This window comes from Hyalangium minutum, assembly GCF_000737315.1.
GTDB classification, from domain to species: domain Bacteria; phylum Myxococcota; class Myxococcia; order Myxococcales; family Myxococcaceae; genus Hyalangium; species Hyalangium minutum.
Window position 1 is genome coordinate 76,322 of the sequence record NZ_JMCB01000010.1, and the last position, 12,665, is coordinate 88,986.

The following is a 12,665-nucleotide window of genomic DNA, read 5'->3' on the forward strand; positions in this document are numbered from 1 at the left end:
CTTAGCGGCCCGCAGGCTCCGTGGACAGTTTCTTCAGCTTCCGCTCCAGCTGCAGGCGCTGGGTGGGGGGATCGGCCGCCTCCGGGTCCGCCACCAGCACCTCGACGGCGCGGCGCCAGGCGGAGGCCGCGTCCTCGGGGCGGGAGACCTCCCGGTAGGCATCTCCCAGGTGTTCCAGGATGACGGGCTCGTCGGGTTCGAGCAGCGAGGCGCGCTCCAGGGCCTCTACGGCACGCTGGTACTCCCCTCGCTGGAAGTAGACCCACCCGAGCGAGTCCAGGAAGGCCCCGGTATCCGGCCGCAGCTCCAGCGCGCGGAGCACGAGGCGCTCGGCCTCGGGGAGGTCCTTGCGCCGCTGAGCCAGCAGGTAGCCCGCGAAGTTCATGGCGGCGGCATGGTCCCCCTTGAGGGCCAGCACCGCGCGCATCTGCGCGAGCGCCGAGTCCGAGTCCCCCTGCTGCTCGTAGGCGGCACCCAGCGTATAGAGGAGAGTCTCGTCCCGAGGCTGGCGAGAGCTGGCCTCGCGCAGAATCGTCAGGCCCTCCACTCCCCGGCCGCTGCGGTGGAGGGTGGCGGCCAGCGCCTCGTACAGATCGGACGAGGGGGTGCGCGCCAGTGCTTCCTTGAGGGTGGCCACGGCCCGCTCTCTTGCCCCGTTGCGCTCGAGCGCCCGGGCGTACTGCACGCGAAGGCTCGCATCGTCGGCCTTGTCGGCCAAGGCGGCCTCGTAGAGCGCGAGCGCCTTGGCGTGCTGGCCGGACCGGGACAGGCACGCGGCGAGGCGCACGCGCACCTCCTCGAACAGCTCGGAGGACTCGGGCACCTCGGCATAGGCGGTGGCGGCGGCGGCGAAGTTGCGGCGGCGCTCGTGCACCAGCCCGGCGTAATAGGAGATGCGGGGCTCATTGGAGCGCCCTGCCCTCCGAGCCATGTCCAGCACCTCGGCCGCGGCGGACGTCTCCCGCGAGGCCAGGAACGCGAAGGCCACCCGGACCGTCAGCTCGGGATCATCCGTCAGCGACAGGAGCCGGTCGAAGTACGCGCGGGCCCGCGTGGCGGAGCCCAGCTTGAGGGCAATGCGCCCCGCTGACAGCAGCACCTCACGGTTGTCGGGATCGTGCTCCAGCGCTTGCGCCAGGGACTCCTCGGCATCGGCGGCACGCCCCGCGGCCTCGTACAGCCGGGCCAGCGCCACGCGCACGTCCACGTCTCCAGGGTCCCGCTCCACGGCGCGTTCGAGCAGCTTCTGCGCCCGGGCCTTGTCCCCACGCTCGGCCAGGGCCAGCCCCAGGCGGCGGTAGCCGGAGGCCTCGCCTGGAAGCGCCGTGGCCAGTTCCTCGACGACCTTCACGGCGTCGTCCGACTGCCGCTGCTCCAGGTGGAGCTGGGCGAGGACGAGGTACGCCTCGGGCTCGCGCGGCTTCAGGGTGATCGCGCGGCGCAGATGCATCTTGGCGCGGGGGTACTTGCCGGCCTCCAGCAGCACGCGCCCCATCATCACGTGCGCCGGGTAGTACGGAGGCGAGGCCTCCACGGCCTTGCGCAGCTCGGCCTCGGCCTTGGCGAGGTCTCCCAGCCGGGCGTACTCCTCGCCGAGCTGGGTGAGCAGGTACGGGTTGCCCTCATCCGTGGCGATCGCCAGCCGCAGCTCGTCCACGGCGGCACGGTGGTTCCCGGCATGGTGGTAGCGCCGGGAGACGAGGAAATGCGCGTAGCTGGCGGGAGAGGCGAAGTCTTCGCTCTCTCCGCTGGAGTCGATGGCCTCGCGCATGGCCTCGCGGTCCACCTTTGGGCGCTTCGGTGGCGCGGCGGCCACTGGCAAGGCCACGAGGAGGAGCAGCGGGACAGCTCGGATGGCACGGAGGGAGCGCACGCCAGGGTTCATTCTAGCGCGCGTCCGTCCGCGGCGCAGGTTGCTAGCTCAGGATACCGATGGGAGCCCCGAGCTTGTCGAGGATGCGGTCCACCGGGTCGCTGTCCTGGCTCACGTCGGCGACCGCCTGCTGGTAGGCGACGCCCGTCACGTTCTGCAGGTCCGGCAGCAGGCGCTGGAAGACGGCGCGCGCACCCGCCACATCGCACTCGGGGAGCATGATGGCGAACACGCCGGCGCCCATGTGGGCCACGGCATCCGGGGTCCGCAGCTGCTTGCGCAGCACATCGTTCGAGCCCTTGGGCATGTCGGGCAGCGGACGCTCCGGCCGCAGCACGGCCACGCACATGGGCCGGTGGTAGCGGCGGCTCTTGGACACCTCCACCTCCAGCTTCACCAGCAGGCCGCGCTTGTCGTACACGTTGGTGCCCGGATCGCCGCTGGCGCGCAACGCCACCGAGGCTGCCCGGTCGCCCTCCGAAGAGGAGGCCGACGGAGCCTTGAGAGCGCGCTCGGTGCGATTGAGCAGCTCCATCGCATTGAAGGGCTTGCTCATGTAGTCCACGGCGCCCAGGTTGAGCGCGCGGACCTTCTCGGCCACGCCCTGGTGCGCGGACAGGAGGATGACGGGGATGTGCGCCGTGTCCGTGGAGGACTTGAGCGCCACCGTGGCCTCCAGGCCGTCCAGCTTGGGCAGGAACACGTCCATCACCACGAGGTCCGGCCGCATGTTGCGCGCCTTGGCCACGCCCTCCTGGCCGTCGCGGGCTACCTCCACGCGGTAGCGCGAGCGCAGCACCTCGGCGAGCACCGCGGCGATCTCCGCCTCGTCCTCCACCACCAGCACGCGGGCCTGCTGCGGCTCGGTCACCACAGGGGCCTGGCTCTTGCGCAGCGCCTCCTGGGCCATGGGCAGGGTGAACACGAAGACGCCGCCGCTTTCGGGCGGGCTCTCCGCCCAGATCTCGCCACCGTGCAGCTCCACGAACTCCTTGCAGATGGCCAGCCCCAGCCCGGTGCCCTTCGGCCCGTGGCGGTAGCGGTCAAACACGAGGTGCAGCTCGTCCGGAGGGATGCCCGGCCCGTCGTCCTGCACGGTGATCTTCACCGCGTCGCCATCCGGCCGCGTCAACCGCACGGCACGCACCACCACATTGCCGTTGTCACGCGCGTGGTGGATGGCGTTGGTGATGAGGTTCTGCAGAACCTCATGCAGCTTCACCTCGTCGCCGATGAGCATCAGGCTCTCGGAGGTCTCCGAGCGCAGGGTGATGCCGCGCTGCGCGGCGAGGATGTTCAGCTCGGTGACGCTCTCCTTGCACAGCACGGAGACGTCCAGCTTGCGCGGCTCGATGGACAACCGGGCCGCCTCGCCCTTGCCCTTCTCCAGCAGCGACTCGACCAGGCCGAGGATCTTCTTGCCCTGGCGGATCATCGCCTCGACGGACTGCTTCTGGTCCGCCGCCAGCGCGCCATCCAGCAGCAGCCGCCCATGGCCCAGCAGCACCTGCAGCGGCGCGCGCAAGTCATGACTGCACACCGCGATGATCTCGTCCTTGAGCCGGTTGAGCTCCTTGAGACGTCGGTTGGCGTCCGACAGCTCGCGGTAGCGCTCCACGTACGCGAGCTCCAGGTCCTCGCGCTTGCGCTTCACCGCCGTGTGCAGGCGCGCGTTGCGGATGGAGTTGGCCAGCACGCCAGCCACCGCCTGAGCGAAAGCCTGCTCATCGCGCCCGAACGTGGTGCCCGCGCGCGAGTGCCGCAGGAAGAGCGCGCCCAGCAGCTCGTCCTGGCACACCAGCGGCTGCACCAGCACCGAGTGCACGCCCACCGCGACAATGTTGGGCCGCACCTCGGCCATCAGCGGATCATTCTCCGCGCGCTCGATGAGGACCGGCTGGCGCGTCTCCAGGGCGCGGCGCAGCTCGGGGTAGCGGGCGATCTCGATCTCCAGATGGACCAGCGAGGGATCCTCCTGCGTGGCCACCACGGTGCCAGTGCGAGCGTGCGCGCCCTCCACCAGCACCACCGAGCACCGGTCCGAGCCGGTGACGCGGCCCACCTTGTCCACGGCGATCCGGAGGATGGCCTCGAGCTCCAGCGAGCTGGTGGCCGCCTCGGTGATCTCCAGGAGCATGCCCATGCGCAGGCGGGTGCGCTCCTCGGTCTCACGCAGGCGGCCCGCGCGAAGGGCGGCCTCCAGGCGAGGCACCATCTCCTCGGCTCCGCGGATGACGCCGTCCACGGCGAGCTTCTTCAGGGCTTCGGCCGAGCGCACGCGCGTGGCATCCGCCACCACCGGCACGTTGCGCAGGTGGGCGATACCGCGCAGGCCTTCGAGCGTCTCCGCCACGCGCTTGGCGGCGGTGGCCAACAGGATGACCTCGGGCTGTAAGCTGCTGGTGGCCTGGGGGACGCCCTCGACGTCCTCCGCGACGGCACACTCGAAGCCATTGTCCGTGAGGCGCGAGGCCAGCGACTCGCTGGCGGTCCGTGCTCCGATCACCAGGACACGGCCGCGCTGCTCCGGCGATACGGGGACTCTCAAGGTGATCCTCGACAGACCGGGGATGCAGCCCCGGAGGTGAATGGACTCATGCCCTGGCAGACGTGAGCCGTCGTGTTGGTGATCCGAATCATGCCGTTGAACCCATTCAATGGACTAGCGGACCTCTTGCTGCGCCTGGCCGTGGAAAATTGAGAGGGTAGGCGCGCAGCGTATACTCGGCCGCTGTGCGTCCCTCGCGAATCTTCCCGCCGCTCGCCCTCCTGCGTGCCTCTCTCCTGACGGCGACCCTTGCCGCGAGCACTGCCCACGCTCAGGCCACCGAAGAGTGGAATACCTTTCCACCGACTTCCACACCCAACACTCCTGCAGCGCCACCAGTAAAATCCGCTCCGGCTGTCAGTGACAAGCAGCCAGCCACGCAGCCGTCCGCTGCTTCTCCTGCCACGGCCCCCGCGCCTGCCCCGGCCCAGCCCTCTTCCACCTCGGCCGCCTCTCCTGCTCCGACCCAGCAGCAGCCCACGCCGGCCAGCTCCGCGTCCAAGAGCGCTCCCGCCGCACCCGCCGAGCCGGAGCCTGTCGTCGTCTCCACACAGGAGCGCTTTCAGCCGGGCAGCGAGCCGCGCACTCCTTCCACCCTGCACAACGCGTGGACGGATCCGAAGAACCTGCGCCACACCTCCAGTGCGGTGGGCGGCGTAGGCCTGCTGCGCGTAGCGGGCGCGGACCTCGGAGCCAAGGGCGTGCTGCGCTTCTCCGTCACGGGCGAGTACTTCAAGAACGCCAACTTCCCCGTGCAGAGCGCGGAGGATACGCGCACGGCGGGCACCTTCGCGCTCTCCTATGTACCGCTGGAGTTCCTCGAGGTCTTCGCCGCTTATGGCGTCTCGGCCAACACCAACTCGCGCTCGTCCCCCAACCTGATTCAGGCACTCGGGGACATCACGCTGGGCGTCCGGGGCTCGCGCCAGTGGGCCAAGGGCTTCTGGGCCGGTGTGGATCTCCGGGCCATGTCCTTCTCGGGCGTGGGCAACCAGGACGTGAGCCGGTACGCGCTTGGCTTCGCGCCGCGGGTGCTCGCCACCTATGACCTGCGGCAAATCAACGCGAAGCTGCCCCTCCGGGTGCACGGCAACCTGGGCCTCATCCTCGATGGGACGGGCGACCTGGTGACCACCACCCGCCTGAATGCCGCCGAGGAGTTCGCGCTCAACGTCAACCGCTTCAACCGTCTGGGGCTCGGACTCGGGGTCGAGGCGCCGCTGCCCGCGGTGACGCCGTTCCTGGAGTTCAACCTGGCCTACCCGCTGGGCGTCGGGGGCGAGGGCCTCGTGGCTCCGAACGGGGAGACCGTGTCCGCCGCCAGCGCCGCGTACAAGACGTTCAACGTGGGCGCGAAGATCACCGCCCTTCGGGACGTCACCTTCACTGTGGGCGCCGAGATTGGCCTCACGCGCGTGGTGGGCCTGGGCGTCCCGGCCACCCCACCTCTCAACCTCTTCTTTGGCGCCGCCTACAGCGTGGACCTGCTCGGGAGCAGCACGACGCGCATCATCGAGACGATCCGCGAGCGCAAAGTGGAGGGCGCCGCTTCGGCCGCTCCCCAGACGGCACAGGTGTCGGGCGTGATCCTGGACTCGGCCACGCGCAAGCCCATCCCTGGCGTGCTGGTGACGGTGCCCGGCGCGGGGCTGCCCCCAGTGGCCACGGAGGCCGAGACGGGTCGCTTCCTCACTCACCCACTGCCCGCGGGCCCTGTGCGGATCGCCGCGCAGAAGGACGGCTACCGGCTCGTCGAGCACGACATGAAGCTCACCGCCGGGGAGACCTCGACAGTGGAGCTGACGATGGAGGCCATGGCGCGTCCGGCCCTCTTCAATGTCTCCACCACCTCGAAGAAGAAGCCGGTGGCAGCGACGCTGCGCCTGCAGGGTCCGAAGAACCAGGAGTTCGCCACCTCCGAGTCCGCCACCGGTCCCTCGAAGCTCGAAGTCCCAGCGGGCCGCTACACGGTGAATGTGACGTCTCCGGGCTACCTGGCGCAGACGCGGGACGTGCAAGTCTCCGAAGGAGGTACCCTGGACCTGGCCTTCGAGCTGGAGCCCGAGCCCAAGAAGAAGCTGGTGGAGGTGAAGGAGAACAAGATCGAGATCCTCCAGCAGGTGCACTTCGGCACGGGCAAGGCCGTCATCCTGGCGGACAGCTACCCGCTGCTGGCGCAGGTGGTGGACGCCATCGTTCGCAACGACATCAAGCGCGTGCGCATCGAGGGCCACACGGACAACCAGGGCCCGGCGGACTTCAACCTGCAGCTCTCGAAGGATCGGGCGCAGGCGGTGGCGACGCACCTCATCAAGGCGGGCATCGATCCGGCGCGCATCGAGGTCGAGGGCTTTGGAGACACGCGGCCCATCGCTCCCAACCTCACGCCCCGTGGCAGGGAACTGAACCGGCGCGTGGAGTTCGTCATCCTGGAGCGGTGATCCGAGGGGCCAGCACGCGGTAGAGTCGGGGGCCATGAAGGAACTCCTCCGCCTGACGCTGTCGCGTGCCGCGCTGCTCCCGCTGTCGCTCCTGGCTCTCTCCTGTGGAGGGGGCACCACCAAGCCTCCGCAGAAGGATCCGCCCCAGGCCACCCTGTCGGTCCCCAAGCCGAACGTGGCCGGGCCGAAGATCACGGTCAACGTGGGCGCCACGGGCTGTGACGCGATCCAGACCTTGCAGATCCTCGACCGGGACGATCTGCTCAAGACCGTGCCCTACAGCGGGCCGGGCACCGTGCCGGTGGATCTGGCGGCCAACGAGGTGAAGTACACCCGAGGCATCGCCGTGCAAATGTCGCTCAAGGCGCGCGTGACGTGCGCAGACGGGCGCTCGAACGACTCGCAGCCGCAGCCGGCCACCTTCTTCCCGGCGGCCGAGGTGATTGATCCCCCGCCCACCGGCGGCCAAGTGGTGACGGACAACTTCGTCACCGAGGGCACCCTGCCACTCATCTACTTCATCGGGTGCGGCAACGCGGTGGGCGGCTTCCCCAAGCTCTACAAGGTGGAGAAGAACAACACCTCCACGCAGGAGCCCCTGTCGGTCAACATGCCGTTCATCTGCACCCAGTCGACGGTCATCACCCCGAAGCACCCGGCCACGGGCAAGCGCTGGGTGTGGACGCCGGACGCGGGCGCCATGGCGATCGACGCGAACCTGAACATCACTGGGCAGGTGCTTGCTCCGATCGATCTGCTGGTGGTCGGGGCGGACGGGGATGCCATCGTCTATGACGCGGGCTCGAGTGGCGCCATCGTGGGCGTGTCGCGCGTCAGCCACGTGAACGGCGCCGTCAAGTGGTCCCGTTCCCCCGAGGGCCTGCTCATCAACGCTCCCGCGGCCAGTTCCAATGAAGTGATGGTCGCTTCCATCACGGCCAACAATGCTCCCTCGGGGCGGGCCAACATCCTCGTCACGAGGCTGGACTATGCCAACGGGGCGCCGCTGGGTGTCGCCACGGTCCTGCAAGTGGCGAGCGACAATCCCATTCCCTCCACCGCTCCGCCGACCGTCTTCAGCCCGAATGGAGACCTGCTCTTCGTTGCCTCCACGGGCATAGGGGGCATTACCACCGTGTTGGCGTGCCTCACGAATGCGAACAACTGCTCCCCCAACTCTCAGCGGTGGACCACCTCCCCCGTGCTGAGCGCCCCTCTGGCGGCCCTGGTGCCCTACGCCGCGGGCAGCCGGGTGGCGGCCGTCGCGTCCCAGCAGGTGTGGTTCCTGGACGCGGGCACCGGCGCGGTGACGAACAAGGGCGGCTTGGACGGAGCGCTGAGCCCCGAGGGCGGGCTGGTGGTGCTCCAGGTGCAGCCGGGCGCTCCGCCGTACCCGCAGAGCTTCTACATCCTGAGCGGGCCGCCTCCGCAGCAGAACCTGCCCGCGCCGCAGCCCCTGGAGATCATCGCCACGGATGATCCCACCAAGGGCGAGCTCTACCGCTACCAGATCAACGCGGGCAGCCTCTCGGTGGCGATGGATGACGCGGGCACGCTCTGGATGCGGGCGGGCGGCAGCCTCGTGCGGCCACTTTCCCTGGGCGAGTACCGCCAGGTGCGGCCCGTCACGCCGTAGGCTTGTCGGCGACGAGGAGCGCTTCCACGTTGCCGGCAGGCCCAGGCACCGGTGAGTCCATCACCCCACGCACCGTGAGCCCCTGCTCGCGGGCGAAGGCCAACACCGTGTCGATGGCCTCCTGGCGAGCGGCGGCGTCTCGCACCACGCCGCCCTTGCCGATCCGCTCCCGCCCCACCTCGAACTGAGGCTTCACCAGGGCCACCAGCAGCCCGCCGGGCTCCAGGAACGGCAGCACCGCGGGCAGCACCTGGGTGAGCGAGATGAAGCTCACGTCGATGACGGCGACGCCCACCTTCTCCGGCAGATCCTCGTCCGTCAGGTAGCGCGCGTTCACCCGCTCGCGTGAGCGCACCCGCGGGTCCGTCCTCAGCTTCTCGTGGAGCTGGCCGTAGCCCACGTCGATGGCGTGCACGCGGACCGCCCCATGTTGCAGGAGACAGTCCGTGAAGCCGCCCGTGCTCGCACCGATGTCCGCGCCCACCCGGCCGCGCACGTCCAGCCCGAAGCGATCCATGGCCGCCTTGAGCTTGAGCCCTCCGCGAGAGACGTACGGGAGGACCTCGCCCTTGAGCCGCAGTTCCGCGTCCACGGACACCTGGGCACCAGGCTTGTCCACCCGCTGATCGTCCACCACCACCTGGCCCGCGAGAATGAGCGCCTGCGCCTTGGCGCGGGATTCGGCCAGCCCTCGCTCCACCACCAGGATGTCAACACGCTCCTTGCGCGACTTCACCGCCCCGCCTCCAGCAGCTCACGCCCCACGCGCCGCAGGCCCTCGGCGTCCAGCCCCAGCTCCGCGCGCTGCACCCGTGCATCTCCATGCGGAACGAAGGTGTCCGGCATCCCCATCAGCCGCACGCGCGGCGAGCGCCTGTGCACCGCGTACAGCTCCAGCACCGCGCTCCCCAGCCCTCCCCGCGTCGTCCCTTCCTCCGCCACCACCACGTTTCCGCAGGCCGCAGCCTCCAGCAGCGCCGGAGCATCCAGCGGGCTCACGGACCGCGCATCCAGCACGCTCCACCCAGGCTCTGCTCGCGCCGCCGCCAGCGCAGCCAGCCCCAGCGGCCCCAGCGTCACCAGCGTGAGGCGCGGCGCCTCCGCTCTCAGCAGCCAGCGCGCACCCTGAATCGGAGCCTCCCCGGGGCTCAGCTCGGACGGCACGGCAGGCAGGGTGCCTCGCGGGAAGCGGATAACTGTGGCCCCCTGGGCCTCCAGCGCCGTGGCCAGCATGGGAGCCATGTCCTCACCCACCACCGGCGCCATGATCGACAGCCCCGGCAACGCACGGAGCGAAGAGACGTCATACGTGCCCTGGTGCGTGGCCCCGTCCGCGCCCACCAGCCCCGCCCGATCCACCGCGAAGACGACGGACAGCCCAGGCAGGCACACGTCGTGGATGACCTGATCGTACGCGCGCTGGAGGAACGTGGAGTAGATGGCACAGACGGGCCGCAGGCCTACGGCCGCCAGTCCCGCGCAGAAGGTGACAGCGTGCTGCTCGGCGATGCCCACGTCGTAGACACGGTCCGGGTAGCGGAGCTTCAGGTCCACCAGCGCGGAGCCCTCCAGCATGGCCGGAGTGACGGCCACCACGCGCTCATCCCGCGCCATCGCATCCTCGAGCGCTGCGGCGAAAGCCTCGCTGAAAGTGCGCTGGCCTCCGCGCGAGCGCACCAGCTTTCCATCACGCCACTCGTATGGGCCCATGGCGTGGCCGCGCGTCTGCGTGTCCGCCTCAGCGGGCGGAAAGCCCCGGCCCTTCTGCGTCAGCGCGTGCACCACCACCGGCCGAGACGAGGCGCGGGCCTCCCGCAACGCCGCAATCAGTGGCTCCAGCGCATGCCCATCCACCGGGCCCAGGTACGTGAAGCCCAAACCCTCGAAGAAGCCTCGAGCCTCGCGGGTCCGCAGCAGCGCGGGAATGGCGCCCACGTTGGCGGAGATGGACATCTGGTTGTCGTTGAGCACCACCACCAGCGGCAGCGGCGAGCCGCCCGCGTTGTTGAGGCCCTCGAAGGTCAGCCCGCCCGTGAGCGCCCCATCCCCCACCACCGCCACCACGTGGCTCTTGCGCCCCTGCAGGCGCCAGCCCTCGAGCATCCCCAGCCCTGCCGACACCGCCGTGCACGCATGCCCTGCCGCGAGCGGATCATGCGGGCTCTCGCGGGGATCCAGGAACGGAGCAATGCCCCCCGCCTGCCGCAGCGAGTTCATGCGATCGCGCCGCCCGGTAAGCAGCTTGTGCGCGTACGCCTGGTGGCCCACGTCGAAGAGGATCGCGTCCTGGGGCGAGTGGAACACCCGGTGCAGCGCCACCACCAGCTCCACCGCTCCGAGCGAGGCGCCCAGGTGGCCGCCCACCCGCCCGCAGATGTTGATGATGTCGTCGCGCAGCTCCTCGCACAGGCGCGGCAGCTCCGCCTCGGGCAGGGCCCTCACGTCCACGGGCCCTTGGATGCCCGGGAGGAGTGGTGTCACGAGTTCCGCTCCAGCACGTAACGCGCGATCACCGACAACGGGCCTCCCGCACCCTCCAGCGGCTCCACGGCGGCCACGGCGTCGGCCACCTTGCGCTCGGCCAGCATCCACGAGGCCTCCAGGCCGATCACGGCCGGGTACGTGTGCCGGCCCGCCGCGGCGTCCGCATGCACGGGCTTGCCCATCTTCTCGGGGGTGCTGATCACATCCAGGATGTCGTCGGCGATCTGGAACGCCAGCCCGATGGAGTCGCCGTAGGTGTCCGCCCGCTGGAGCGCGTCCGCATTCCCGCCCGCGGCCAGCACGCCCATGCGGCACGCGGCACGAATCAGCGCGCCCGTCTTCAGGCTGTGCATGCGCGACAGGTAGTCGATCTGCGCGGGCCGATCCTCGGCGATGTCCAGCACCTGCCCGCCCACCATGCCTGCGGAGCCAGCGGCCACGGCCAGCTCGCGGCAGAGCGCGCCCCGCACCGGCTCCGGTCCCGAGGCCAGCACGTTGAAAGCCTCCGTGAGCAGCGCATCGCCCGCGAGGATGGCCATGGCCTCGCCGAACACCTTGTGCGAGGTGGGCCGCCCTCGGCGGTAGTCGTCATTGTCCATGGCGGGCAGGTCGTCATGGATCAGCGAATAGGTGTGGATGTACTCGAGCGCGCACGCGGCGTCATCGGCGGGAGACAGCGAGCCGCTCTGCTTGCGCACGGAGTCCGAGAACACCAGGCAGAGGATGGGGCGCAGGCGCTTGCCGCCGGCCAGCAGCGAGTAGCGCATGGCCTCGGCCAGGCGCGGCGGCGTGCCCGTGGACTCCAGCCGGTTGGCGCGCGAGAGCAACAAGCTCTCCACCCGCGTCTGCTGCACACTGAGGAAGTCTTTCAGGTCGAAGGTACTCACGGGCTTCAGTGCTCCTCCGGCACCGGGGCCGGAACCGGGACCAGCTCACGTATACGCGCCAGCAGCTGGTTGAGATCCAGCGGCTTGACGAAGTAGTCCGCTGCCCCCGCCTCCAGCCCCTTGCGCCGGTCCTCCGGCTCTCCGCGCCCGCTGACGAACACGACGGGGATGTCCCGGAAGTGGGGGTTCTTCTTCACGGCCTTGCACAGCTCGAAGCCGTCGATCCAGGACATGTTCACGTCCAGGAGGATGAGGTGCGGGCGGTGCAGCTCCAGCGAGGAGATCAGCCGCAGGCCATTGGCCGCGCTCGACACCTCGAAGCCCTCGGTCTCCAGGGCCAGGGCGAGCAGCTCCCGCGTATCGCGATCGTCATCGACGATGATGATTCTGGGCTTTTCCATGGCTGACCCCCACGCCGCGACCGTCAGAATGGAACATCGTCTTCTGGAGGAGGCTTGTTCGCCGTGGCCTTGGGGGCAGCCGCGGGCGCGGGCCGGTTCCCCACCGACAACGGGGCCACGGTGTCCCGGCCCTCCTCGTCCACCAGGAGCTGCTCGATGCGCTGCTCGGCCTCGTTGAGGAGCTTCTCGCCCTTGCGGACCAGACGGATGCCCTCCTCGAACGCCTTGAGCGACTCCTCGAGCGACAGCGAGCCGCCCTCCAGCTTCGCCACCATCTCCTCCAGGCGCGCTACCACGTCCCCGTACTGCTCGGGCGCTGGCTCCCCTGCCTTGGCTGCCTTCGACACGTCCAACACCTCCACCCCGTGAAGAGGGGGCGGGCGACTCTAAAGGAC

General features: G+C 69.8%; 9 protein-coding genes. 2 read left to right on the forward strand and 7 right to left on the reverse strand.

What is annotated here, in order from left to right; all coding sequences use genetic code 11:
* Position 1: 1 nt before the first annotated feature.
* Entirely contained in the window at positions 2 to 1,873 is a 1,872-nt protein-coding gene (locus DB31_RS25465) for a tetratricopeptide repeat protein (protein WP_044192565.1), read from the reverse strand.
* 43 nt (positions 1,874 to 1,916) lie between these two features.
* On the reverse strand, positions 1,917 to 4,421 hold the full coding sequence (locus DB31_RS25470; RefSeq protein WP_044192228.1) for an ATP-binding protein: 2,505 nt from the start codon (positions 4,419 to 4,421) through the stop codon (positions 1,917 to 1,919).
* Between the two features lie 185 nt (positions 4,422 to 4,606).
* On the opposite strand from DB31_RS25470, the gene DB31_RS25475 reads away from it, so the two are divergent.
* A complete protein-coding gene (locus DB31_RS25475) occupies positions 4,607 to 6,862 on the forward strand; it encodes an OmpA family protein (RefSeq protein WP_044192230.1) in 2,256 nt (751 codons plus the stop codon).
* 34 nt (positions 6,863 to 6,896) lie between these two features.
* The gene (locus DB31_RS25480) at positions 6,897 to 8,498 is read left to right on the forward strand and encodes a hypothetical protein (RefSeq protein ID WP_044192233.1); all 1,602 of its coding nucleotides are present in this window, start codon (positions 6,897 to 6,899) and stop codon (positions 8,496 to 8,498) included.
* On the opposite strand, the gene DB31_RS25485 is transcribed toward DB31_RS25480, so the two are convergent.
* The 5 genes from DB31_RS25485 to xseB are packed head-to-tail and all read right to left on the reverse strand — an operon-like array spanning position 8,488 to position 12,617.
* Entirely contained in the window at positions 8,488 to 9,234 is a 747-nt protein-coding gene (locus DB31_RS25485) for a TlyA family RNA methyltransferase (protein WP_044192235.1), read from the reverse strand. The genes DB31_RS25480 and DB31_RS25485 overlap by 11 nt on opposite strands.
* A complete protein-coding gene (locus DB31_RS25490) occupies positions 9,231 to 10,979 on the reverse strand; it encodes a 1-deoxy-D-xylulose-5-phosphate synthase (RefSeq protein ID WP_044192237.1) in 1,749 nt (582 codons plus the stop codon). Before DB31_RS25490 ends, DB31_RS25485 begins: the two co-directional genes overlap by 4 nt.
* Positions 10,976 to 11,869 carry a polyprenyl synthetase family protein gene (locus tag DB31_RS25495; protein ID WP_052420228.1) on the reverse strand — a complete coding sequence of 298 codons (894 nt, stop codon included), beginning with the start codon at positions 11,867 to 11,869 and terminating at the stop codon, positions 10,976 to 10,978. The genes DB31_RS25490 and DB31_RS25495 overlap by 4 nt, the downstream gene beginning before the upstream one ends.
* A 5-nt stretch (positions 11,870 to 11,874) precedes the next feature.
* A complete protein-coding gene (locus tag DB31_RS25500) occupies positions 11,875 to 12,270 on the reverse strand; it encodes a response regulator (protein ID WP_044192238.1) in 396 nt (131 codons plus the stop codon).
* 23 nt (positions 12,271 to 12,293) lie between these two features.
* A complete protein-coding gene (gene xseB, locus DB31_RS25505; protein WP_420806722.1) occupies positions 12,294 to 12,617 on the reverse strand; it encodes an exodeoxyribonuclease VII small subunit in 324 nt (107 codons plus the stop codon).
* Between the last annotated feature and the right edge of the window lie 48 nt (positions 12,618 to 12,665).